Origin of the sequence: Proteus hauseri (genome assembly GCF_004116975.1) — a bacterium.
Lineage (GTDB): Bacteria > Pseudomonadota > Gammaproteobacteria > Enterobacterales > Enterobacteriaceae > Proteus > Proteus hauseri.
Genome location: NZ_CP026364.1, coordinates 980,571 through 1,005,960 on the forward strand (window position 1 = coordinate 980,571; position 25,390 = coordinate 1,005,960).

Annotated in this window: 18 protein-coding genes and 1 tRNA gene; 10 read left to right on the plus strand and 9 right to left on the minus strand. The window is 37.9% G+C overall.

Annotated elements, in window-relative coordinates:
- Nucleotides 1-173 precede the first annotated feature (173 nt).
- Nucleotides 174-740, minus strand: coding sequence for an elongation factor P (gene efp, locus PH4a_RS04560; RefSeq protein WP_064721150.1), 567 nt, complete (start codon nucleotides 738-740; stop codon nucleotides 174-176).
- A gap of 44 nt (nucleotides 741-784) precedes the next feature.
- Between efp and epmB the strand changes: the two genes are divergently transcribed.
- Nucleotides 785-1,813, plus strand: a complete 1,029-nt coding sequence (epmB, locus tag PH4a_RS04565) for an EF-P beta-lysylation protein EpmB (protein ID WP_129038079.1) — start codon at nucleotides 785-787, stop codon at nucleotides 1,811-1,813.
- A 102-nt stretch (nucleotides 1,814-1,915) separates the two neighbouring features.
- On the opposite strand, the gene PH4a_RS04570 is transcribed toward epmB, so the two are convergent.
- From PH4a_RS04570 to PH4a_RS04590, 5 genes are all read right to left on the minus strand, one after another.
- A complete protein-coding gene (locus tag PH4a_RS04570) occupies nucleotides 1,916-2,260 on the minus strand; it encodes a DUF4156 domain-containing protein (RefSeq protein WP_129038081.1) in 345 nt (114 codons plus the stop codon).
- Nucleotides 2,261-2,577: 317 nt separating this feature from the next.
- Nucleotides 2,578-4,209, minus strand: coding sequence for a Na+/H+ antiporter (locus PH4a_RS04575; protein ID WP_064721153.1), 1,632 nt, complete (start codon nucleotides 4,207-4,209; stop codon nucleotides 2,578-2,580).
- Between the two features lie 187 nt (nucleotides 4,210-4,396).
- The gene (gene groL, locus PH4a_RS04580) at nucleotides 4,397-6,043 is read right to left on the minus strand and encodes a chaperonin GroEL (protein WP_129038083.1); all 1,647 of its coding nucleotides are present in this window, start codon (nucleotides 6,041-6,043) and stop codon (nucleotides 4,397-4,399) included.
- Nucleotides 6,044-6,095: 52 nt separating this feature from the next.
- Nucleotides 6,096-6,389 carry a co-chaperone GroES gene (locus PH4a_RS04585; RefSeq protein WP_064721155.1) on the minus strand — a complete coding sequence of 98 codons (294 nt, stop codon included), beginning with the start codon at nucleotides 6,387-6,389 and terminating at the stop codon, nucleotides 6,096-6,098.
- Between the two features lie 169 nt (nucleotides 6,390-6,558).
- Nucleotides 6,559-7,065: an FxsA family protein gene (locus PH4a_RS04590; protein ID WP_064721156.1), complete on the minus strand. Its 507-nt coding sequence runs from the start codon at nucleotides 7,063-7,065 to the stop codon at nucleotides 6,559-6,561.
- Nucleotides 7,066-7,437: 372 nt separating this feature from the next.
- Here PH4a_RS04590 and aspA point away from each other — a divergent pair, with 372 nt between their 5' ends.
- The 9 genes from aspA (at nucleotide 7,438) to PH4a_RS04635 (ending at nucleotide 22,716) form a co-directional block, all read left to right on the plus strand.
- Entirely contained in the window at nucleotides 7,438-8,862 is a 1,425-nt protein-coding gene (gene aspA / locus PH4a_RS04595; RefSeq protein WP_129038087.1) for an aspartate ammonia-lyase, read from the plus strand.
- A 158-nt stretch (nucleotides 8,863-9,020) separates the two neighbouring features.
- A complete protein-coding gene (locus PH4a_RS04600) occupies nucleotides 9,021-10,346 on the plus strand; it encodes an anaerobic C4-dicarboxylate transporter (RefSeq protein WP_129038089.1) in 1,326 nt (441 codons plus the stop codon).
- A gap of 235 nt (nucleotides 10,347-10,581) precedes the next feature.
- The gene (gene dicD / locus PH4a_RS04605) at nucleotides 10,582-11,154 is read left to right on the plus strand and encodes a division control transcriptional repressor DicD (RefSeq protein WP_129038091.1); all 573 of its coding nucleotides are present in this window, start codon (nucleotides 10,582-10,584) and stop codon (nucleotides 11,152-11,154) included.
- A gap of 295 nt (nucleotides 11,155-11,449) precedes the next feature.
- Nucleotides 11,450-11,525, plus strand: a tRNA-Phe gene (locus PH4a_RS04610).
- A 686-nt stretch (nucleotides 11,526-12,211) separates the two neighbouring features.
- Nucleotides 12,212-12,859, plus strand: a complete 648-nt coding sequence (locus PH4a_RS04615) for a CPBP family intramembrane glutamic endopeptidase (RefSeq protein ID WP_129038093.1) — start codon at nucleotides 12,212-12,214, stop codon at nucleotides 12,857-12,859.
- Between the two features lie 305 nt (nucleotides 12,860-13,164).
- Nucleotides 13,165-13,800, plus strand: coding sequence for an OB-fold-containig protein (locus PH4a_RS04620; RefSeq protein WP_129038095.1), 636 nt, complete (start codon nucleotides 13,165-13,167; stop codon nucleotides 13,798-13,800).
- 80 nt (nucleotides 13,801-13,880) lie between these two features.
- Nucleotides 13,881-16,082 carry a flotillin family protein gene (locus tag PH4a_RS04625; RefSeq protein WP_129038097.1) on the plus strand — a complete coding sequence of 734 codons (2,202 nt, stop codon included), beginning with the start codon at nucleotides 13,881-13,883 and terminating at the stop codon, nucleotides 16,080-16,082.
- Between the two features lie 83 nt (nucleotides 16,083-16,165).
- Nucleotides 16,166-21,109 carry a DNA repair ATPase gene (locus tag PH4a_RS04630; protein WP_129038099.1) on the plus strand — a complete coding sequence of 1,648 codons (4,944 nt, stop codon included), beginning with the start codon at nucleotides 16,166-16,168 and terminating at the stop codon, nucleotides 21,107-21,109.
- Between the two features lie 641 nt (nucleotides 21,110-21,750).
- Nucleotides 21,751-22,716: a helix-turn-helix domain-containing protein gene (locus PH4a_RS04635; RefSeq protein WP_129038101.1), complete on the plus strand. Its 966-nt coding sequence runs from the start codon at nucleotides 21,751-21,753 to the stop codon at nucleotides 22,714-22,716.
- A 93-nt stretch (nucleotides 22,717-22,809) separates the two neighbouring features.
- Here PH4a_RS04635 and PH4a_RS04640 read toward each other — a convergent pair whose 3' ends face one another.
- From PH4a_RS04640 to PH4a_RS04650, 3 genes are all read right to left on the minus strand, one after another.
- Nucleotides 22,810-23,094 (minus strand): ferredoxin family protein, encoded by a 285-nt coding sequence (locus tag PH4a_RS04640; protein WP_129038104.1) that lies wholly within the window; start codon nucleotides 23,092-23,094, stop codon nucleotides 22,810-22,812.
- On the minus strand, nucleotides 23,091-24,377 hold the full coding sequence (locus PH4a_RS04645; RefSeq protein ID WP_129038106.1) for an FAD-dependent oxidoreductase: 1,287 nt from the start codon (nucleotides 24,375-24,377) through the stop codon (nucleotides 23,091-23,093). The genes PH4a_RS04640 and PH4a_RS04645 overlap by 4 nt, the downstream gene beginning before the upstream one ends.
- A gap of 63 nt (nucleotides 24,378-24,440) precedes the next feature.
- The gene (locus PH4a_RS04650) at nucleotides 24,441-25,382 is read right to left on the minus strand and encodes an FAD-binding protein (protein ID WP_129038108.1); all 942 of its coding nucleotides are present in this window, start codon (nucleotides 25,380-25,382) and stop codon (nucleotides 24,441-24,443) included.
- Between the last annotated feature and the right edge of the window lie 8 nt (nucleotides 25,383-25,390).

Here is a 25,390-nt window from a genome sequence, read left to right on the forward strand (position 1 = left end):
TAAAAAATAATATGGCGCAGTAATACAAATCACTCAATATTTTAGAAAGAAAAATCGTTTATTACATCAATAAATATGATTTTAAAAATAAAAAAACCGCAAATATTGATTTTTTATTTGCGGTAATTTATTTATCGCGCATCATGCTTGCGCTGAGTAGAATAATCAGCCGATTATTTTACGCGTGATACATATTCGCCAGAACGAGTATCAACTTTAATCACTTCACCGATTTGTACAAACAGTGGCACTTTAACCACAGCACCAGTACTTAACGTTGCTGGTTTACCACCTGTACCTGCGGTGTCGCCTTTCAGACCTGGATCTGTGTCAACGATTTCTAACTCAACAAAGTTTGGTGGAGTAACAGAAATTGGGCGATTATCCCACAGTGTTACGATACACTCTGCTTGGTCGATCAGCCATTTGGCATTATCGCCAACGGCTTTTTCGTCTGCAGCTAACTGCTCGAAAGTTTCGTTATTCATGAAATGCCAGAACTCACCATCGTTGTACAGGTAAGTTAAGTTGATATCCATGACATCAGCACCATCAGCAGAATCAGTAGATTTAAATGTTTTTTCCAGTAATTTATTAGAGATCAGTTTGCGCAGACGCACACGAGCAAATGCCTGACCTTTACCTGGTTTAACAAATTCACATTCAGTAATGACGGCTGGCTCGCCATCTAACATGATTTTAAGACCTGAACGAAAATCGTTGGTATTATAAGAAGCCATGAATATCCTCTAACTTTTTTAATTTAAAATGGCATAGCCAAAAAATGGCACACATTGTAACTCATAATCACCCCACCAGAGAAGTCTGGTTAACACAACTCGCGCAGGCAATCAGTGATCCTGTTGAATTACTCCAACTTTTAGCGTTGGAGCATCACGATGAGCTCCAAAAAGGTGCTCAAGCGCGACGGCTTTTTCCTTTACGGGTTCCCCGTGAATTCGTTGCACGCATGAAAAAAGGCGATCCTAACGATCCATTACTTTTACAAGTATTAACTGCAAATGCTGAATTTACCCTAACACCGGGATTTTCTACAGATCCGTTAGATGAGCAACAAAATGCGCTGCCGGGTTTATTACATAAATATCAGAATCGTGCATTGCTTCTGGTCAAAGGTGGTTGCGCTGTCAATTGCCGTTACTGTTTTCGACGCCATTTTCCTTATGAAGATAACAAAGGAAACAAAGCAAACTGGCAAAAGGCAATAGAGTATATCAAAAATAACGTAAAACTCGATGAAATCATCTTCTCTGGAGGCGACCCTCTGATGGCAAAAGATGACGAGTTAGACTGGTTGATTTCACAATTAGAAGCAATACCGCATATAAAACGCTTACGCATTCATTCTCGCTTACCCGTAGTGATCCCCGCTCGCATCACTCAAACATTATGCGATAGATTGCAGCGCTCACGATTACAAGCATTAATGGTACTGCATATTAATCATGCCAATGAAATTGACGATGCATTAAGAGAGGCCTGTTTAAAACTAAAACAGGCCAATGTGACATTATTAAATCAAGGTGTTTTATTACGAGGTATTAATGATAATGCGCATACTCTTGCCGATTTAAGCCGTGCATTATTTGATGCAGGTGTGATGCCTTATTATCTTCATGTTTTAGATAAAGTCCAGGGTGCGGCTCATTTTATGGTATCTGATATAGAAGCCAGAGAAATTATCAAAACATTAATGAGCTTAGTTTCAGGTTATATGGTTCCAAAATTAACACGTGAAATAGGCGGAGAACCAAGTAAAACATTATTAGACTTAGGCTTGCGTCAACAATAACTTTTGCCATTAAATCATCATGAAAACAAAAAAGCTGTAGTTCAGTTTAGTGACTACAGCTTTTTATTATCTATTAGCGAATACACAATGAGTTTATGCCGATTACTGGCATTTATAAACTTGTCCACTCATCTTGCTATCTAATGGTGCAAAACTATCAACAATACTTCCTGCGCCAGTACCGACGTTAAAAATAACATTACCGCCCATTTGAGCAGCTTTGTTACGTAAATCGTTAGCAGCACCACGCAGTGATTGGCTTTCAGAGCGGGAACCCGATAACCAGTTATTTTGAACACCGGTAACAGTTCCTAATAACTGGCATTCACTGCCTGGCTGCGTATCAGTGATTTGTACCTGTGAGCCCGCTGTGGTCAACGTAGTTGTCGCAGAACACCCTGCTAACAATAAAGCGGCAGTGGCTCCCAATAACAATTTAATTCGCATGATTCCCTCATTTATTTGAGTGTCAGTTCAGTAATGACAACAATATACCTTGTCATCCCTCTAATGCGCAAAAATAAATCACCATCTCACTTTAGTCAGCAGTCTAAATAAAATATTTTCGCTTTAAGCTTATTTTAACTTACAGATTCAGCTTTGAGATAGACAAAGCAGTATTGTGGCTATTCTACACCGCTTTCATACTTTTAAAATGCTTTGATAGATTATCAACCTATACAGTGCGAGTATGAGCACATTATTTGTGTATTTTATAAAAACCTTCAGATAATTTTTCATTCTCTGAAGGTTTTATAGGATCCTTAATTTAAATGATGATTTAATGCTTCTTCTTTTAAATCGAGCTCATGACGTAAGCGATGATAAATATGCTCATTAATATGTCTCGATTTACGCAATTGCTGTAATGCATCTCGCTCTGTTTTTAACGCGCTACGTGATAATTGGCGTTCCATACTAAACAGCCTTTTGAGATCAAGCGCACCAACTTGTGCATCGTCTTCGTTATCAAGACGACGATTATAAATCTCGAGTAAATGTGTGCCTGCTTCGATACGCAGTGACATCTCATCAAGATCTTCACAAGGCTGATTCATCAGTTCGTTAATATGTGCTATCGCCGCTTCATTTAAGGCTAAACGAGTGCGAATTTCATCATCTTCATAAGGTAAATCTTCTGATAATCCTTTGGTCAGTATAGGTAACGCGAAAGTAGCTATCAATAACGAACAAAGAATAACACCCATTGCTATAAAAATAGCGAGTTGTCGGTTTGGAAAAGGCGAACCATCAGACATCAATAGTGGTAATGTTAAAATACCCGCTAAGGTGATAGCACCTCTTACGCCTGCCGTTGCCATTACTGCCATTAAACGAATATGATGACGCGATAAACGTTTTTCTGGATTACGGAAGACGGTTAACGACATTGAAATCCACACCCATGAAAAACGCAGTACCGCAAGCCCAATGGTAATAATGACAACATAACCTAAAACACCCCAAGGGCTTGTAGAGCCTGCCGATGCGGTCACTTCAGGTAAAGAACGCCACATACCCGGCAATTGCTCACCCAATAAAATAAAAATCATACCATTTAATGAGACTTGAACCGTATCCCATACCGCTTTACTTTGCATTCGTGTTGCGGCTTGCATACGCCCGACAATTTTTTCGTAGTGCATTGCAATACCTGCAACCACCGCCGCCAAAATACCGGATACATGAAAATGTTCAGCAACTAAATAAGCAAAAAATGGCATTAATAAACTAATTAAGATCTGAATAGCCGGATCTTCACCAGTGCGTCTAACTAAAAACTGATTTAGTCGCCCGATTAAGCCAGCAACGATAAGGCCAATCACCACACCACCAAGAGCAACTAATAAAAATTGCCCCGCAGCAGAAACAATAGAAAATGAACCTGTAAGTGCGGCAGCCACAGCAAAACTAAAACAAACTAAGCCCGTGGCATCATTAAGTAACGACTCACCTTCTAAAATATGCGTCATACGGGAAGGCAGTGGCGAATTAACAGTCATGGCAGAAACTGAAACCGGATCGGTAGGTGACAAAATTGCCGCTAATGCAAAGGCTACTGCTAATGAAATAGAAGGAATAAGCCAATGAATAAAAAAGCCCATACCAATAACAGTGACCACAACTAAACCAATTGCCAGAGACATTATCGGTTTAATTTCTTGAAATAGCGCTTCTTTAGGAATTCGCCATCCATCTAAAAATAGTAAAGGCGGAATAAACAAAAGCAAGAAGAGATGAGGATCAAAAGCAACTTCAAAACCGAAAATAGAAAGACAGGCACCTAAGGCTATCTGAATGATAGGTAAAGGAATTTTTTCTGATAATAATCGAGAGATAAACACACTCACGATTACAGCGAATAAGAAAATCAGCACAATGGCGACAACAGACATGGTGAATACCCCAATTTATATAATATTTTATATCGGGTGCAGTAAAAACGATCTGTGATCTAGTTGTAAAGAAATAAGTTGCATCTAATTATATAAAAAATCAATTATCTGATAATTCTGAAGTAAAACAGCATAAAAAAACCCGAGCCTAAGCTCGGGTTTTTGGTAAAACAGTGGGGATGACGAATTACATCATACCGCCCATTCCACCCATGCCGCCCATACCACCAGCGCCACCTAAATCCATTTTATCGTCTTTAGGTGAATCTGTGATCATCGCTTCAGTGGTGATCATCAGACCTGCGATAGACCCAGCGAATTGCAGTGCAGAACGAGTTACTTTAGTTGGATCTAAGATACCCATATCGATCATATCGCCATAAGCATCAGTTGCCGCGTTATAACCGTAGTTACCTTCACCTGCTTTCACGTTGTTAACAACAACAGATGGTTCTTCACCTGCGTTAGCAACGATTTGGCGCATTGGTGATTCCATCGCACGCAGAGCAACACGAATACCAACAGTTTGTTCTTCGTTATCGCCAACCATTTCACGCAGTGCATTAGCAACACGTACCAGTGCAGTACCACCACCAGCAACAACACCTTCTTCAACTGCTGCGCGAGTTGCATGCAGAGCATCGTCAACACGAGCACGTTTTTCTTTCATTTCAACTTCTGTTGCAGCACCTACTTTAATTACTGCAACACCGCCAGCTAATTTAGCGACGCGTTCTTGTAATTTTTCACGGTCGTAATCTGAAGTTGCGTCTTCGATTTGTTGACGAATTTGAGATACACGGCCGCTAATTGCATTTTGATCACCTAAACCATCGATAATAGTTGTGGTGTCTTTATTAATAACAACGCGTTTTGCTTGGCCTAAATCTTCTAACGTTGCTTTTTCTAATTCCATACCGATTTCTTCTGAAATCACAGCACCGTTAGTTAAGGTTGCGATATCTTGTAACATTGCTTTACGGCGATCACCAAAGCCTGGTGCTTTAACCGCTGCAACTTTTACGATACCACGCATGTTATTAACAACTAATGTTGCCAGCGCTTCACCTTCAACATCTTCTGCAATAATAAGTAGAGGTTTGTTTGCTTTAGCAACACCTTCTAAAACAGGCAGTAATTCGCGAATATTAGAAACTTTTTTATCAACTAAAAGAATGAATGGGTTTTCTAATTCTGCTGTACCTGTTTCTGGTTTGTTGATGAAGTAAGGAGACAGATAACCACGGTCAAACTGCATACCTTCAACGACATCCAGTTCATCTTCTAAACCAGTGCCTTCTTCAACAGTGATAACGCCTTCTTTACCTACTTTCTCCATCGCTTGAGCGATTAAAGAACCAACGGTTTCATCAGCGTTTGCAGAAATTGTACCTACTTGAGCGATAGCTTTAGTATCTGAACATGGAACAGATAGGTTTTTCAGTTCTTCAACTGCTGCAATAACGGCTTTATCGATACCGCGTTTCAGATCCATCGGGTTCATGCCAGCAGCAACTGCTTTTAAACCTTCGGCAATAATTGACTGAGCTAACACTGTTGCAGTTGTAGTACCATCACCTGCCGCATCATTGGCTTTAGAAGCAACTTCTTTCACCATCTGTGCGCCCATGTTCTCGAATTTATCTTCAAGTTCAATTTCACGCGCTACAGATACACCATCTTTAGTAATAACAGGTGCGCCGAAAGATTTATCTAAAACAACGTTACGACCTTTAGGGCCTAAAGTTACTTTAACTGCATCTGCAAGAACATTAACACCACGTAACATTTTATTACGAGCATCTACACCGAATTTGACGTCTTTAGCTGCCATCGTATATTTCCTTTGAATTCGTTCAGTTTAAGAAGATCTTAAAAGAGAAAAATTATTCTTCAACAATTGCTAAAATGTCGCTTTCAGACATGATAAGCACGTCTTCGTTATCAATTTTTTCTGTTTTAACGCCATAACCGTCGTTAAAAATTACGATATCGCCAACTTTAACATCCAATGGTTTAACTTCGCCGTTTTCCATAATGCGGCCATGACCAACAGCTAAGATTTCGCCACGAGTTGATTTACCCGCCGCTGAGCCTGTCAGTACAATACCACCAGCTGATTTAGCTTCGACTTCTTTACGTTTAACAATAACACGGTCATGTAATGGACGAATCTTCATTAATAGATCTCCTATAAAAAAGTCCATATCAGGATTAAGGTTGATACCAGTGCCTAAAATGAACCAGTACCATGACGATACAAGTGGGGGCATCCGGTAAAACTTCAAGGGGAGAAGTCTATTTTTTTTTCAAACTTTTCCCTTTTTAGTCGATTATGTTTTAAGTCAACTATTTTTTGTCAGAATAATGGTCGTTATCCTGATGATCAGCCTTATTATTCAGTTGGTTACTAGGACTATCTTCTTTACGCTGAAATTCTCCCTCAAAGGTACTTCCTCCCTGACCTGAAGAAAATCCACTTTGCCCACTTCCTGGCGTATAAATTCTAAAACGCGAAATCAATTTAGTCACCAATAGCGCTTGAAGTGGTGGGAGTAATAACAGTAAGCCAAGAAAGTCAGTAAAGAAGCCGGGGATCAACAATAAAATACCCGCTAAAACCAACGAAACACTTTTTACCATTTCAGCAGCAGGCACTTCACCCATTGCTAATTTTTGTTGCATAGAGGCAATATTTTTTACGCCTTGGTTTTTAACCAACGAGATACCGACACAAGACGTCAGTACCACTAGGAATAAGGTTGTGAGTACGCCTATAGATGAAGCGACATGTACAAAAATCACCGCTTCTATGTAAATAAGAAGACAAATAACAATCAATGGGAGCCAACGCACTTGGTTCTCCTTTTATAAAAAAGATTCATATTATTAATAGAAAGGAGTGTGAACTATCTCTAAGCTACTAGTTTACAGACTCGCTTTTCCTCAGTTTATCTACATAATAATGGGGAGCATAATACTCCTTTTCAAGGGGCCTAAAAAAGAGAGCGATAACAGCAGGATCCATGAGATAGATCACAAAAAGAAAATAATTAAACGTTATTTACTTATAAAGTGATCCAGCTTAAAGGTATTTATTTACAACCCGAATATGATCGTGCCAGTACCAAGCAAAACGGTAAGTTATATTACATTATTAACCGTTAACGATATATTTTATTAACAAGCGCATAACTAGACAGTTAAAATTTTAATAAGAAGGTTCTCATGTCAAATAAAACTCGTATCGAAGAAGACCTGTTAGGTAAAAGAGAAGTTCCAGCTGATGCTTACTACGGTGTTCACACCTTACGTGCTATCGAAAACTTCTACATCAGTGATCGTACAATCAATGATGTTCCAGAATTCATTCGCGGTATGGTAATGGTGAAAAAAGCCGCTGCATTAGCAAACAAAGAGCTTCACACTATTCCTCGTGAAATCGCTGATACGATTATCAAAGCCTGTGACGTTGTATTACAAACAGGTAAACACATGGATCAATTCCCAGTTGATGTATTCCAAGGCGGTGCTGGTACTTCATTAAATATGAATACCAATGAAGTTATCGCAAACATCGGTCTGGAATTAATGGGTCATCAAAAAGGTGAATATCAATACCTGAATCCAAATGACCACGTGAATAAGAGCCAATCTACAAACGACGCTTATCCTTGTGGCTTCCGCGTTGCTGTTTATAACTCTATTATTAAATTAACTGAATCTATCGAACTGCTAAAAGCAGGCTTTGATAGAAAAGCAGTTGAGTTCAAAGATATCCTGAAAATGGGTCGTACTCAGCTACAAGATGCTGTACCAATGACTTTAGGTCAAGAATTCCATGCTTTCTCTGTATTAATGAAAGAAGAAATTAAAAACCTAAAACGCACTGCTGAGTTGCTGTTAGAAATGAACTTAGGTGCAACGGCTATCGGTACAGGTCTGAACACTGCACCTGGCTACCAAAAACTATCTGTTGAAAAATTAGCAGAAGTAACTGGTTTAGCTTGTGTTCCTGCAGAAGACTTAATTGAAGCAACTTCTGACTGTGGTGCATATGTCATGGTTCACAGTGCGTTAAAACGTTTAGCTGTGAAAATGTCTAAAATCTGTAACGACTTACGTTTACTTTCTTCTGGTCCTCGTGCTGGTCTGAAAGAAATCAATCTGCCAGAATTACAAGCAGGTTCTTCTATCATGCCAGCTAAAGTAAACCCAGTAATTCCAGAAGTTGTTAACCAAGCTTGCTTTAAAGTAATTGGTAACGACACTTGCGTCACTATGGCTGCTGAAGCAGGTCAATTACAATTAAACGTAATGGAACCCGCAATTGGCCAAGCAATGTTTGAATCAATCTCACTGTTAAGCAACGCATGTCGTAACTTAGTAGAAAAATGTGTTGATGGTATCACTGCAAATAAAGATATCTGTGAACACTTTGTATTCAACTCAATTGGTATCGTTACTTATCTGAACCCATTCATTGGTCACCATAACGGCGACATCGTTGGTAAGATTTGTGCAGAAACAGGTAAGAGTGTACGTGAAGTTGTTCTAGAACGCGGTTTATTAACTGAAGAACAACTAGATGATATTTTCTCTGTTGATAACTTAAAAAATCCGGCTTACAAAGCAAAACGCTTCGATGATTAATAATTGTGTTTTATAACATGACACTGTTAAACATAAGAATGAGCTCTTAAAAATACAAGGCACGAACTCTTTAAGAGGCGTGCCTTTTTACTTGGTTGTAAAAACAAAAATTTAACTTATCTTTCTCATTTTTTTAATTATCTCAAGGAGTAAACGCTATGTTAGCCGTAGAATTGATTATCGTTCTGCTGGCCATTTTCCTCGGTGCGAGACTTGGGGGAATTGGTATCGGGTTTGCTGGTGGTCTAGGTGTGTTAGTTTTAGCTGCCATCGGTGTTAAACCTGGTTCTATCCCTTTTGATGTTATCTCCATCATTATGGCTGTTATTGCCGCAATCTCTGCAATGCAGGTTGCTGGTGGTTTGGATTACCTTGTTGGCCAAACTGAAAAACTGTTAAGACGTAATCCAAAATACATCACAATTCTTGCGCCTATTGTGACTTATTTCTTAACCTTATTTGCAGGTACAGGGAACATCTCTTTAGCAACACTACCAGTTATCGCTGAAGTTGCAAAAGAACAAGGTATTAAACCTTGCCGTCCTTTATCGACAGGTGTTGTTGCTGCTCAAATCGGTATTACTGCGTCACCTATTTCTGCTGCAGTTGTTTACATGGCTTCTGTCATGGAAAACCCTGCAATGGTAGGTGAAGGCCACACTGTAAGTTATATCACCCTGCTGTCTATCTTATTACCAGCAACCTTCCTTGCTATCATCCTGATGTCATTTATCGTCTCTTGGGTATTTAACTCAAAACTGTCTGATGATGCTGTCTATCGTGAGCGTTTAGAGCAAGGTCTGGTTGAATTACGTGGTAGCCAAGCTCGCAGAGAAACATTACCAGGAGCTAAAGCTTCTGTAATGCTATTCTTACTGGGTGTTATTTGTGTTGTTACATATGCCATCGTCAACAGCCCAAGCTTAGGTATCGTGAAAGAACAGTTAATGAATACCACTAACGCTATTCTTATCATCATGCTGAGTGTTGCAACGCTGATTACAGTCTTCTGTAAAGTAAAAACTGACAGCATCCTTAACTCAAGTACCTTTAAAGCAGGTATGAGTGCATGTATCTGTATTCTGGGTGTTGCATGGTTAGGTGATACTTTCGTTTCAAGTAACATTGATTGGATCAAACTGACTGCGGGTGATTTAATCACAGGCCACCCTTGGTTATTGGCTGTAATCTTCTTCTTCTGTTCTGCTCTGTTATACTCACAAGCTGCAACAGCAAAAGCATTAATGCCTATGGCTTTAGCTTTAGGTGTAACGCCATTAACTGCTATCGCATCTTTCTCTGCGGTTTCAGGTCTGTTTATTCTGCCAACTTACCCAACACTGGTTGCAGCCGTTCAAATGGATGACACTGGTACGACTCGTATTGGTAAATTAGTCTTCAACCACCCATTCTTTATCCCTGGTACTATTGGTGTGGTATTAGCTGTCGGATTTGGTTTCCTCTTCGGCAGTATGATTTTGTAGTTTGATGTAAAAAATAAAACATTGCAAAAAGCGCTAAACTGTTAAGTGTTTAGCGCACAAAAAATAAAAAGAGAATACCTCATTCATGGAATGGGGTATTTTCATTTTAGTCGAAATAAAACTGACTAATAAAGATCCTCCTTACCTCTTTATCTTTGAGTTACCTACCTTTCATTTTGCACATAAATCTGCTAATTATGGTGTTTTCGCTATAACGTGATTTAAGGAGATTTCCGTGCAACGTGAAGCGTTATTAGACCATGTGCTCATCAAACTAGAACAATATGGTTTGGCGGCATCTTTACCTGAGCTTCTTCAAGAGTTAGATTTATCTCCACAGCAACTTCACCCATTTTGGCCAGATAGAGACGCCTTAATTTTTGATTGTTTACGACATCACGGCCAACAAATTGATATTTGGCAACGCCAAGTGATGTTAGATGAAAACCTCACTGTCGAACAAAAACTACTTGCACGTTATGACCAACTTGCAATGCGTCTAGAGAAAAACCGTTTTCCGGGTTGTTTATTTGTCGCGGCCTGTAGCGCATACCCTGATGAGCACTCTCAAATACATCAACTCAGCCAACGGCAAAAGCAAAGCTCTTTTGATTACTCTAGAACGCTACTACGCCAACTTGATATTGAAGATGATGAATTAGTCGCTAAACAAATGGAGCTCATCCTAGAGGGCTGCTTAAGCCGTTTAATGGTAAATCATCATTCTGACGACATAACAACAGCAAAACTCTTAGCACAGGATATTCTTAAGATTGCACAATGCCGTAAAAATGGCGCCTTAAGTTAATCAAGCGACTGTTTAGAAAGATAAAGGTGATTGTTTTTTCTCATTCACCTAATTTTTTCTATTTTTTACCAGAAAGTGAATCTAAATCATCATAAAAAGAGAAATTTGTCGGTGAGATGATAAAAAAAACAAATAATGTTACTGATTGTTTTTTAAACTTTTTTCATTAAAAAAGTATTCATGTCGAAAATTTAAACTCAGATAGAATAAAAAGAAAGCAAACGAACTTATTTTTGCATTTTTTATAAAAAAGACGTTGACGCATCACGCTGAATACGGTTTAATGCGCCTCGTTGCCCGGATAGCTCAGTCGGTAGAGCAGGGGATTGAAAATCCCCGTGTCCTTGGTTCGATTCCGAGTCCGGGCACCATATTCTAAAGAACCCGCCCAAAAGGCGGGTTTTTGCATTTAGAGGTCAATAAATCTAGATTTAACTGCCCCCTCCTTCACTCACGCCTTTAAATTCTGATGGATAAAAATTCCGTTTAGCTTTTCAACCCTCTTATTTTTTAGCTATTAAAGTAGTACTTTCATTTATATAAAACAGCATGCTGGTAAAAAAGAATTCAATGACTTAATTGCTATCAATAATAAATTAAGTTAGCTATATTAATTGATTCTTATAAAAAGGAAGATAAATATGGAGAATGGAATCGAAGGATTAATGATAAAAAATGGATTTACATCCAAAGATATTTACAAAATAAAAAATTCTCAAGAAGGTCAGGAAACAGCATCCAAGTTAAAATAATAAACTTAGGCGTTACCAATATATTTCTCTGTTAAACATACTGATGATATTAAACCTTTTTACCTTTAATTATTAAATAAATAATATTTCTCATACTCATCCCTTTTATATAAAATTTATTTTCATTGATGATTAAATATATTTTTCTATATGAGGATGTTTATATTCCATATTAATCAATCAAAGTAATAAGGACACTTTACTCTTTAATTTCTTCAAATAACCTAATGATTTAACAATTTAAACACGCTATCCTATTAAGATAAAACTAGCGGGTATTATTTATTACAATAGGGCAAACACAAATGGAATTTCCTAAAGATCGAGTTTTTCACTCCCTTATCTGCATATTTGCTTTTATAATCTATTATTTTTCACCTTTTATTATTCTATTTATTCCTAACGTGAAAGATTTTTTAAAATCAAATTATGCAATTACATTAGTAACTTTTCTTATCTACCTTCCCTTCAGCTTTATCATTTGGTTTGCTTATCAGAAAAATATCAAATTAATGCCACTAGGCAGCGTTCATTGGCGAAAATTAATAGCACCATTATTAGCACTTATCGCCTTAATCTTTATTAATGGTTTTTTAGGCACAGAAGAAAAAGAGTGGATAGAGTTAACTAATAATATTACTGGGTTTGCTTTTTTTCTCTTTGTTCTCTCAATTATATTTATTGCACCAATTACGGAAGAGATAATCTTCAGAGGCTTTCTACTCAATGCCGGTATGTGGTATGGCAATATAGGAAAATGGATTGCCATAATCACTTCGTCTCTACTATTTTCTGCCATACATACGCAATACCACTCTCTTAGCACATTTACACTTATTTTTATTATGGGTATTATCTTCTGTCAGGTAAGAATAAGTACTCGCTCTCTTATTGCTCCAATAGTACTGCACAGTCTGTACAATACACTGGTAATGACCTTTTCTATAATTTAGCGTTTTATACATAATAAAAAGATTAACATTTATATAAAACACTTATCAGCACGCAATTTATGGATAAATAATAGTTAAATATTTTGTCTTTAACCTTTAGGGAATGATCCGATATTATAAAAGACAATAAGTAATATTATTCAACCACAACGAAATAACTTATATTAAAGTTTATCGACCATAAAAATAGGCTAATAAACATAGAATATAGAGATAACCACATGCTTTATCAGTGATTTAAAGTATGATAAACATTATTAATGTGATAGTGAAATCACCATTTTTTAATTAAGGGAACTGCTTATATGAATTTATTTTTCCAAAACAGCCTAACCTTTCCGTGTATTATTTTTAGTGCACTACTTATTATTATTCTTTTCTACTGGCTATGTGCTGCATTTGGATTATTAGATATCGACTTATTCAATATTGATAGTGAATTTGATATAAACGCAGATGCTACCGGATTTGCAGGTTGGCTAACTAAATTAGGCTTAGCCGGTATCCCTATTACCATTATATTAACCTTCTTTACGCTTTTTGGTTGGTTTATCAGTTATTTTAGCGTTCATTGGTTTATTCGCTATATTGATACCGCTTTACTGCATTACTTTGTTGGTTTTATTCTATTTATTGTTATTGCCTTTATTTCACTTCAACTTACGGCATTATGTTTAAAACCAATCCGTAAAAAATTAATAATGCAAAATAAGCCAAAATCAGTACACCAACTGGCAGGAAAATTAGCGACCGTTCGCTCTGATAAAGTGACTGAAATTAAAGGTGAAGCCATTTTAGAAGACGGTGGCGCAGGTTTAATCTTACAAATAAGAGCACCGGAAACAGAAAATATTAAACGAGGTGATAGCGTTATTATTATCAGTTATGACGCAGCAACTCATAGTTATCAAGTCGTTACGGAAGATGAATTTCGTCGCTAACCCTTTATATCGATGAAAATACATTTAGCTAACAGACAATATTTAACACGACGACATCGTTGAACTTATGGAGAAAGAATATGGACTTGGCTTTTATAATGCCTTTTTTGACCATTATTGGCTGTGTGATCCTAATAATTTTAGGATTATTTGGACTGTTTAAGGCATTTTATATCAAGGTTCCACAGGGTACTGCATTAATCGTCAATGATATGACCTCGCAGCCAAAAGTACATTTTACGGGCGCATTGGTCTATCCCGTCATCTATAAAAAAGAATTTATGCGTATCTCTCTTTTGACATTAGAGGTAGATCGTCGCGGTAAAGATGGCCTTATCTGTCAGGATAATTTACGTGCTGATATCACCGTAGCATTCTATTTACGGGTTAATGAAACGACTGAAGACGTATTAAAAGTTGCCAAAGCCATTGGGGTTGAGCGCGCTTCAGATCACCAAGCTGTAAGCGCCCTTTTTAGCGCAAAATTTTCTGAAGCATTAAAAACTGTAGGTAAACAGTTTGATTTAGCCAAACTTTTTGAAGACAGACAAAACTTTCGTGATCGCATTGTTGATGTTATTGGTAAAGATCTCAACGGCTATGCATTAGAAGACGTAGCTATCGACTACTTAGAACAAACACCAAAATCAGCTCTTGATCCGAATAATATTTTTGACTCTGAAGGTATTCGTAAAATAACTGAAATCACAGCTATTCATAATATTGAAACCAACCAAAAAGAGCGTGATCAAGAATTAGCTATCCAGAAAAAGAATGTTGAAACACGTGAAGCGAGCCTAGCATTAGAACGCCAGCAAGCTGATGCAGAAGCGCGCCAAAAACGTGAAATCGATAATATTCGTGCCCGTGAAACCTCAGAAACATTGCGGGTGCAAGAAGAAGAACGTTTAAAATCAGAACAAGCGAGAATTCAAACTCAGCAAGAAATTGAAATTCGCGAAGAAAATCGTATGCGTGAAGTTGAAGTTGCACAACAAAATCGCACACGAGCTGTTGCTATTGAAGAAGAACGAGTCAGCCGTGCGCGTGAGTTAGAGATAGTTGCTCGCGAGCGTGAAGTAGAGCTACAACGCATTGAAAAAGAAAAAGCCTTAGAAGAAGAGCGCAAAAATATTTCAAGCGTGATCCGTGAACGTGTTGCGGTTGAAAAAACAGTTGCTCAAGAAGAAGAACGCATTAAAGAAGTACGTGAAATATCAGAAGCTGAACGTATGAAGCAAATCACAGTGATTAATGCGCAAGCTGAAGCAGAAGAATCTTTAGTGCGTCAGGTAAAAAAAGCTGAAGCCGATGAAGTCAGCGCCAAACATAAAGCCGAAGAAATAAGCACAATGGCAAAAGCTGAACTAGAAGCTTCAGCCAAACAAGCCGAAGCGAAAAAACGCCTTGCTGAAGGTATAGAAGCTGAACATGCAGCATTAGGTTTAGCCGAGGCACGCGTTCGCCAAGCCACCGCTGAGGCCGAAGAAAAAGAAGGTTTAGTCTTAGCGAATATCACAGCAGAAAAACTGTTAGCAGAAGCCCGTGGCTTAAAAGAAAAAGGCTTAACAGAAGCACAAGTGATGGAAGCTAAAGCACAAGCTGAGCAAAAACAAGGTTTTGCTGAAGCCAAAATTTTAGAAGAAAAATTGATGGCTCAAGCACGTGGTGAAGAACAACAAGCCAATGCTAAAGAAAAATTAGGTTTAGCGGATGCGAAAATTCTTGAAGAAAAACTAGCAGCACAAGCACGTGGTGAAGGACAACTAGGTGCCGCACAAGCCGAAGTCATTCGCCAACGCTTGAAAGCGGAAGCTGATGGTTTAACGGATAAATTCAAATCAATGGATCATCTCAGTGATACTGCGCGTTCTCATGAAGAGTTCCGTATGCGTCTTGAGAAAGAATTTGAACAAGCTATGGCATCAATTGACGCCAATAAAGAAATTGCTCGCGAACAAGCTGATGTATTGGCCGCAGCGCTAAGCAAAACCAATATTGAAATTGTTGGTGGTGATGGCAGCTTCTTTAATACCTTCTCTAAAGCACTGAGCTTAGGTAAAGCCGTTGATGGTTTTATGGATAAGAGCAGCTTTGCCAAAGAGAACGTAGAAAAACTAATTAATCGCACCAAACAAGATAAAAAAATGGATATTGCTTCCTTATTAAATAACCCAGAAGTCCAAGATTTAATTAATGGATTTATGGCAACCAAAGGAACGAGTCAACTTGCTAAAAATGTGACGGAAAAACCAGAACCATCAGCAGATGACTCATTTTAAATAAAGGAATACAAAAGGCATATAACTTAGTTATATGCCTTTTAATAATATTTATCGATTAAGCCAAGGAAATCCGTTATACCATGTCTGATATTCAGGATACGAACCGCGAACAGGAAATACTCGACAGCGCTGTTGCACAAGGTGGCGCGTATGAAATATTACGCAAACGCCTAACAGAACAAGGTCAGCAACTTCATCAACAGGCAGCGTTATTAAACCAACATCGCTTAGATGAATTTGGTCAAAGCCAAATGGATATCATTGGGCGCATTCGTATTCGTACTGAAAATAATTGCCAAGCAAGAGATATTGTTCGCGTTGGTGATTGGCTTCTTTTTGGCTATAACGTATTTCTTGGGCTCAAACGAGAAACGCATCTTGAAGATGTCTTTTCGCTCTATCGGTTAACAGAAACTGAAGGTGAATTTGATGTTGAAGCTGTCGCTTATGAAGACACATTTTTAAGTGACTATCGCTTTGTTCAGGATTTCACTGAACTTTATACCTACTATAAAGATACGCAATTACTTCAATTAGTTGAACGTGATGGTAAATTACTTGCCAGCTTTCAAATAGGTGCACGTATTACAGATGTTCGTGTTTTCCGTTGGGCCATTTCCAGTGATAAGCAGCGTATTGAATATATTGATAATCGCGGCGAGCGCGATATCGCCCTTCCCCCTGCTTACGATTTTACTTGGGTAAGAACACAAAGAGAAAACACCGTTAATGGTCGTTTTCCTCATATTAATATTCTCGATACCGTTTTTGTTGAAACTACAGGTGGCGATCTCACCATTAAATGTGAAAATAACACCGAAGATGGCTTAGGTATTTATCGCGAAGCGGTACTAGATAAAAACCAATCTCTTGATGATGCACTTATTGAATATGCACAAACAGGCAGCTTAATTTTATTAAAAATCCTGCCTTATCGCGAAGAGAACTGGCGTTATCTGGTCTATAACACTTTAACTCAAAGCGTGCAGCGCATAGATGCTATCGGACAAGCTTGTGTGCAACTACCAGAAGATCATGGAATTATTTTCCCTGGCGGCTATTACCTGCAAAATGGTGAATATAAAACCTTCGATCAACCGATGGAAGGCATGTATTTTCGTCGTTTGCGCCGCTCACCTAATGGCGAAGATGTACTATATGTTTTCTATTCACCAACACAAGGCCGCCTAGCTCTATTTAATTACAATATGATTGAACGTAAGTTAGCTGTGCCTTTAGTTGGGCATGGTTACGCGATGTTTGAAGATGGAAAAATGGTGTTATTTGAAGGTGAAAACGAAGAAGCAACTCGCGTTCATCCAATGCAAGTTTGGCAAACACCGTTTTATTCTGAAGAATTTGCTGATAAACAACCTCCTCGTAATGGCTTTTATGGCCGTATAGGTAATGCAGATCTAGTGCGAGGTATTTCTGAAATATTGCATGTGGCAAAAGAAATAGAAGGTAATCAGGTCTCTATTAGTCGCTATGAACAACTTAGCCAACAAGCTAAAAATCTACTCGATCTTTATTACTGGTTTAACGACGAACATTGTTTAGGTATTGGAAAATCACTAAAAGAAATCACCCAAACCAGCGAATTAGTGCTTGATGAATATGAAAAAGTTGAAAGTATTCGCCAACAATCTGCTAAAGCAATAAATGAAGCCATTAGTCGGCAAAAATCACTAATTTCTTTAACTCATCCAGATAGTTGGAACGATATTCAGCAATTTGTTGATGGATTAAATCAATTAAATGCACATCGTGGTCATTTGATTTCGTTACGTGAATTCCGTTATATGGATTTAACGAAGCTCAGTGAGATGGAACAAGAAATCACCGATGCACAGCAACGCGTTTCACAAGCCACAGCCGTTTTTCTTGCTAGCGAAAAAGCCTTACAACCTTTTAAAGCACAGCTTATCGCTTTTGAAGAGTTAATAGAGAAAGCACAAAACAGCGCCCAGTTAGATATTCCAATGAATGACATGGAACAAATGTCCTCAGATTTGGATATGTTATCTAATTTAATGGCCTCGCTAACATTTAGTGATATTACTCAGCAAACTCAAATTATCGATGCAATTTCACAAATTTATGCGCAATTAAACCAGTCACGAGCACGCTTACAACAAAAAAGAAAATCACAAAGCAACATTGAAACGGTTGCACAATTTGGTGCGCAATTTCGCTTATTTAGCCAAGGGATCACCAATGCGCTCTCTCTTGCAACTGATCCTGAGCGTTGTGACGATCAACTCTCTCGCTTACTGGTTCAATTAGAAGAACTTGAGAGCCAGTTTAGTAGCTACGATGAATTTTTAGATGATATTCTGACTAAACGTGAAGAACTTGTAGAAACCTTTGAATCGCATAAACAAACGTTGATCGACGAACGTCAGCGCAGAGCACAAAATCTATTAACAGCGGCTGATCGCCTATTAGAAAACTTACAGCGCAGAACCGCAAGGCTTCAATCTCAAGATGAATTAAATGCCTTTTTTGCTTCAGATCCTTTAGCATCAAAAACAAGAGAGATCATTGAAAAACTAAGAGAAATCAATGATAACGTAAAAGCAGATGATATTGATGCGCGACTAAAATCCTCTCGTGATCAAGCTATTCGCATATTACGTGATAAAACCGATATTTTTGAAGATAACGGAAATATTATTAAATTGGGGCCTCGTCATCGTTTTAGTGTTAATACACAAGAGCTTGATCTGACGATTTTACCTAAAGACGAAAAACTGTGGTTATATCTCACAGGAACAGACTTCCAAGAACCGATAGAAAATGCGGAACTTGAACAGCTTAAACCCTATTGGGATGCATCACTTGAATCGGAATCCGATACCGTTTATCGAGCAGAATATCTTGCTTATTCAATTATTTATGCCGCAGCAAAGCGTCAAGATAATCTGACTTATGATATTTTAAAAAATGCGCTGACTGTACCAGATAAACTTGAAAAGCTAGTACGTGATTTTGCAACGCCACGCTATAAAGAAGGGTATGAAAAAGGGATCCACGATCACGATGCTATCGCTATCTTAAAACAATTGATCCCGACAGGAGAAAGTGCCGATCTTCTGCGTTATAACCCAACAGCTCGCGCAATTGCCGCTATTTTCTGGGAAAATACACAACATAATGAATATCCTGCACTTTGGCCTGAACGTGCGAGAACAGCGCTAAATATTCAACAGCTTTTTCATAACGACGATGCACTCATTGACCTACAAGCAGAAATTGAGGCAGATATTCGCTTATTCTTAATTGATAATCCGATTTCATGCCAAAGCCATACGCCAATACAAGCAGCTGAATATCTTAGTTTTATTTTGGCAAGAACCCCTATTGAGCTTGTTTATAGTAAATATGCCAAACAGCTAGTCGTTGCATTACAAAGTCGATTAGAAGAAGCACATATGTGGATCGATTTTAATCGTTCACAACAAAATTTAGCTACTCGTTATGCTCAACGCTGGGCATTAATCCAAAATTGGTTACAAGGACTATGTTCTATTGAGCAATATGCCTCTCTCACCCCTTACATTCCGGGTGCTATTGCTATCATTATTTTGGATAAAGTCGCTTCAGCTCGTTATAGCGAAGCTTGCCTCTACTTTACGGTAAATGGATTATTGGGCGAACACCCAACAATTAAAAACCAATCACTATCATTAAGTTTAGATGACTACTTTAGCCGTATGCGAGGGCAGCGAAAAACCTTTATTCCTGCATTTCGTCAATATCAAACCTTGCGCCAAAAAATCGTTATCGACCAACGCGCACGTTTAAAACTTCATGAATTTAAAGCTAAACCGTTAAGCTCTTTTGTGCGTAACAAACTGATTAATGATGTTTATTTGCCTATTATTGGTGACAATATGGCAAAACAAATTGGGGCATTAGGCGAGGGTAAACGTACCGATTTAATGGGATTATTACTGATGATATCCCCGCCAGGTTACGGTAAAACCACATTAATGGAATATGCGGCGGCACGTTTAGGGCTAATTTTTATGAAGATAAACGGCCCTGCATTAGGACACAACGTACTATCACTAGATCCTGAACAAGCCCCCAATGCAACCGCCAGACAAGAGCTAGAAAAACTCAATCTCGCTCTTGAAATGGGAAATAACGTGATGCTGTATGTAGACGATATTCAGCACACTCACCCTGAATTTTTGCAAAAATTTATCTCATTATGTGATGGAACAAGACGCATTGAAGGTGTTTGGCGCGGAAAAACCAAAACCTATGATATGCGTGGAAAAAAATTCTGTGTGGTCATGGCAGGCAACCCCTATACCGAATCAGGAGAAGTATTCCGCATCCCTGATATGCTAGCAAACCGTGCTGATATCTATAATTTAGGTGAAGTATTAGGTGGAATGGATGACGCATTTGCGTTGAGTTATATCGAAAATAGCCTAACGTCTAATCCCGTTTTGGCGCCATTAGCGCTACGCGATTTAAACGACCTCTATCTTTTTGTTGATAAAGCGATGGGAAAATCCGTCTCTACTAACGCACTAAGTTACCCCTATTCAGATGCAGAAATTAGTGAAATCGTTTTAGTACTTAAACACTTAATCACATTACGCAATGTTATCTTAAAAGTGAATCAACAATATATTGCCAGTGCAGCGCAATCCGATAAATATCGCACAGAGCCAGCATTTCGCTTACAGGGTAGTTACCGTAATATGAATAAGCTTAGTGAAAAAGTCTCTTCAGTGATGAATGAAGACGAACTAGAAAGACTACTTGATGATCATTATCTTGGTGAAGCACAATTACTAACAACAGGTGCCGAAGAAAACCTATTAAAACTCACTGAACTGCGCGGAAAATTATCAGAAAAAGAGTCGATACGCTGGCAACAGATTAAAAAAGACTTTATGCGTAATAAAGCGTTAGGTGGTGATAATGCGGATATTGGCGACCGCGTTGTTAGCCAATTAGCCAATTTAGTTGAGAGCGTACAAGAACTTGGAAAGTTAGCTTAACTAAATGAAGTAAAGTTATTGAGTAAACCTACTATTAATTTATTTTAGTAGGTTTACTCAGAAAAATAGTGTTTATTAAAATATCTCACTTTATTTACCCTATTAAGAATCATTATTTTAATAATGAATTAACTATTTAATAATCATCCTATTATTATTTTAAAGCATATTAGTTATATAATAAAATAAAAAACACATCCACTGCATTAACGATAAAAAACCATTTATTTAACAAACCACAATCTTAATTACATAATTTATATATTTAATCATTCAATGAAAAGAATAAAATAAAAGAATTTTTAATAAGAATAAATATAAATAGTTTTATGAGATCTCTCTCTAAAGATAAGAAATTAACTTAGGATTAATCATCATAGAAATGATAGCATCAAAAGTGCTATAAACTAACTTTATAATTTATAATAATTTTATTTTAATAATTGAAGTTTAAGAAAATATATTAGCTTCAATTTATTAACAATCCAGACAATATAAATAAACATTAATACTAATATCAACGTATCATTTAAAATAAGATTATTATGAAAAATTATTCTATTTTTATCTGGATTAATCCAGGTTTTATGCCAGATAAGTAGCAACACAACAAAAATACTTTCAATAAAAGTGGGCGTACTATGAAAAGCATGTTTACGACTAGGGAAGTCCCTGACGTAGATCGGTTTTCCGTATTCAGGGATACTATAAAAGACCGCTTTTTATCTTCTTATGAATGCAATGAGGTCGAATTACCGCCTAACTCTCGATTCTATGCCAATATCGTCGAGCAACAGGTGACAAATATTCGTTTTATTCAGCTAGAATCCAACGGGCACTGGGCGAGTAGCCGTCCTTTATCTCATAAACTCAGCCTTGAAGAACATTTCCAAATAGAGCTACAGCGTTCAGGCACTAGCCATCTTACTCAAGATGGTAGAACTGCATTTTTACGCCAAGGTGATTTTTGTATTTTTGATATGGCAAGACCGGTTTCTTGGGCTTTTGATAACGATTATTCGCTATTTAAAATTCTGATCCCAAGAGAAAAACTGGCTTCACGCTTAGGAAATACACAAAACCTAACCGCGAGAGCTATCCGAGGCAACAGCATTACCGGCTCTTTAGTATATAGCTTTGTTATGCGCTATATCCCTTTTTTAGATTCAATGCCGCCACAGCATGCACAACAACTTGCTGATATTTTGCTGAATTTAATTACCTCGGCATTTAGTGAATACAGTATCGCAACACCACCCCAAAGCCTTGGGCGCTCTACCTTATTTTATTTTGCTCAGCATTACCTTGAGCAGCGGCTTTCTGATCCTGAATTAAGTGTCAATGAATGTGCTAATGCATGTGGGATCTCTGTGCGCTATTTGCAAATGCTCTTTAAAGAACAAAATACTTCTGTTCATCGTTGGATACACCAAAAACGTCTTGATAATTATAAAGCCGCATTAGTTAATCCATTATTAGCAGAAAAAAATATTACCCAACTTGCTTATGAATGTGGATTTAGTGATATTTCAAATTTAAGTCGTAAATTTAAATCTGAGTTTTTCATGACACCATCGGAATATCGTAAAATACATTCTTTAAGATAACGAATTATATTATTTGTTCTTTACTCTTATTTTATCGCACCCTTTATATTATTTCTGTGAGGTTATATTAAAGGGTGCAATATTATGTCATTATTAGCCGTAACGAAATTCAATACCTAATGTACCGCAAGGATATTCCCATTTAGCTAATACAGTATCCCCACATAACACTCGGCAAGTGCCGCATTCTAAACAGCCAGCATAATCAAAAAGATACTGCCCTTTTTCATCTCGTTTATATAATCCAGCGGGGCATGCCTTCATTAGTATTTCAAATTGTGCCGGTTCGATATCATCTTTTAAGACAATATGTGGGTTTTCTTCATCTACATTAAATTTATTAACCCCTAATTTAACATCTACGTTTACCTTACTCATAAAGATCGTACTCCCTTAAATCCGTCTTTAATTAAATTCATTACTCCGACTTTTTTAACTTGAGACAGTATTTTCTTACGAACAGGTTTTTCAGGCCCATTAATCACAAATAAGTCATGCATGATATTCGCAGCCATTTGTGGGTAATCAGTAAAGAATCTTGTATTATCCAAGAAAGAAGGTAAGTCTTTATACAGCTTCATATCTTTCATCACAAAGCTGTCATTTAATAAAGATTGATAACAACTTAGCTCTTTTTGGCTATAGCTATTTTGCTCTTTCGCCAGTAATACCGCTTTTGCTGCTGCTTCTCCCGATGCTATCGCTAAATCCATTCCTCTTACGGTATAGCCAACATTCAGACAAAATCCAGCGGCATCACCCGCAACTAACACACCATCTTTGACTAATTCAGAAACCATATTCATGCCGCCTTCTGGCACCATATGTGCTGAATATTCTAATAGTTTTCCATCTTTAATTAATGGCGCAACAATGGGGTGTTGTTTAAAATCTTCCAACATTTGAGGTACTGTTTTTTCGAATTTATCGACATTATGTAGCCCCAAAACCAGTCCTAATGAAACCGTATTTTTATTGGTATATAAAAAACCACCACCTAAATATCCACCTGATGGAGCACCCGCAAAGAGCCATGCTAAACCATCATCATTAGTACAACCAAATCGGTCTTCCATTTGTTGTGGAGTGAATTCTAATAATTCTTTTACACCAACAGCTACGGTGTGAGGATTAACTTTTTGTGTCATACCTAGCTGTTTTGCCAATAATGAGTTCACGCCATCAGCCAAAATAACCACATTGGCTTCAATCTCATCATCACCGGCTTTAACACCACAGACTTTTCCCTCTTTTACTAAAACTTCATCAACACGAACCCCGGTTATCACCTGAGCGCCAGCATCTTCAGCCTTTTCCATTAACCATTGGTCAAATGAAGAGCGTAATACCGTGTAAGAGCGTGCAGAAGCCTCTTCTTCTTGAGTATGTTGATAATCGAGTGTCACACCATCTGTTGGCGTTAACATAGAAATTTTTTCGCGAGTAACCACGCGCTCTACTGGGGCTTCTTTTGCAAAATCGGGGATAATTTTTTCTAAGCTATGTGCATATAATCGTCCACCTGTCATATTTTTGCTGCCAGCAAAATTACCACGTTCTACGACTAAAACATCACACCCAGCTTGCGCCAGTACATAAGCCGCCGTACCACCTGCAAGGCCACCACCCACAATAATGGCGTCAAAAATATCGTCTGACATACTTTTATATCCTTTTATAATGTTTGGTCACTTGGCAACAAAATACCAAGTGACCGATGGCAATTAACCACCAAGCTTCGCGGTTAATGCAGGTAATACTTTGTAGAGATCGCCAACAATACCGTAGTCTACGACATTAAAAATTGGTGCATTTTTATCTTTGTTGATCGCAATAATGGTCTTTGTACGATCAACACCCACCATATGCTGGATTTGCCCTGAAATACCGACAGCAATATAAACATCAGCCCCTAATGTCACACCCGATACACCAATGTAACGATCATGTTCCATCCAACCTTCGCCTTCAGCAATAGGACGCGAACAACCAACTTCACCTTGTAATGCTTTTGCTAAAGCCGTTGCTAAGGCGATATCATCAGCCTTAGCAAAACCACGCCCCACACCAATAACACAATGCGATTTACCTAAGTCAACACTACTACCTTGTTTTGGTTTACGTGCTAATACTTTTAATGCATGGGCTGGTGCAACAAAGGTACTTTGCACAATTTGTGCATTGGGTGCGCCAGTTATTGCTTCAACATCCAATGCACTCCCAACAGTCACTACAGCATAAGAAGAACGAATTTCAGCCGTTGCATGCGCTAAACCACCGTAAACCTGATGTGTTGCCAGTACAGTATTGTTTTCAACACGTAAACTTAATGCATCACTTACAATACCCGCCTTCAGTGCAACACCAAGACGCGCCGCAATTGCTTTAGCGCGTTTTGATGCTGACAATAACACCAATGAATTAGCCCCTGATTCTTGAATAATTTGAGCAAAAGAAGCGGCATAATCTTCAGCAGCCACATTGTCTTGTGGTGCAAAACAATAAACGCAATCAGCACCTAAACTCACACATTCACGCGTGTTTTCATCATTACCAATAAATAAAACATTAACCTTTTCACCAAATCCACGAGCAAACGCAATCAATTTTGCTAAATCATCTGCTTTTTCGGCATAAACAAAAGTAGTTGGTAGTAAACTAGCCATTTTAGGAT